Source organism: Sporosarcina luteola, assembly GCF_023715245.1.
GTDB lineage: Bacteria > Bacillota > Bacilli > Bacillales_A > Planococcaceae > Sporosarcina > Sporosarcina luteola_C.
In genome coordinates this window covers 1-464 of record NZ_JAMBNV010000020.1, presented here as the reverse complement: position 1 = coordinate 464, position 464 = coordinate 1, and the positions used below count along the sequence as shown (strand labels likewise).

The following is a 464-nucleotide window of genomic DNA, read 5'->3' as shown; positions in this document are numbered from 1 at the left end:
CCTTCTTTCCCGCCCCAGTTTATTTTCAGACTTTCTGAGTTGAAGGCTTTCAGGGCCTGCGTTGATTGGCCGAGTTTTTCAGCCAGGAATGCCTGGGTTCCACCGAGGAATGACGCTTGCTTTTCTGCTTCAGCGATAGCGATAGCGTTATCTCTGGCAGCCCTCATCTGATCAACAATGCCCTGATTAACTTGAATGTTAATTAGGTGTAATGCGTCTTCAGTTTGCTTAAGAGTGGCTGTCGCTCCATCCAGATCCCTGCGCTTTTTGGCCAACTCGTTTGCGGCATCCTTTGCCTTAATCACGAAACCATTATTTTGATCTTCGGTAACTCCGTATTGCCTTGCAAGCGTTGTATATTTCTCGTAATCGGATTGCAGACCTGAAATGGTATCTTTCAGATCGCTAATAGCTTCCTTTTGCGCCTCAATTGAGGTGACCGTATCAGCCCTAACGCCCTGAGC

1 protein-coding gene is annotated in these 464 nt (G+C 47.4%); it reads right to left on the bottom strand.

Annotation, left to right across the window (positions count from 1 at the left end):
* Positions 1–464, bottom strand: a 464-nt coding sequence (locus M3152_RS17805; protein WP_251697185.1) for a hypothetical protein, incomplete at both ends; no start/stop codon positions are given.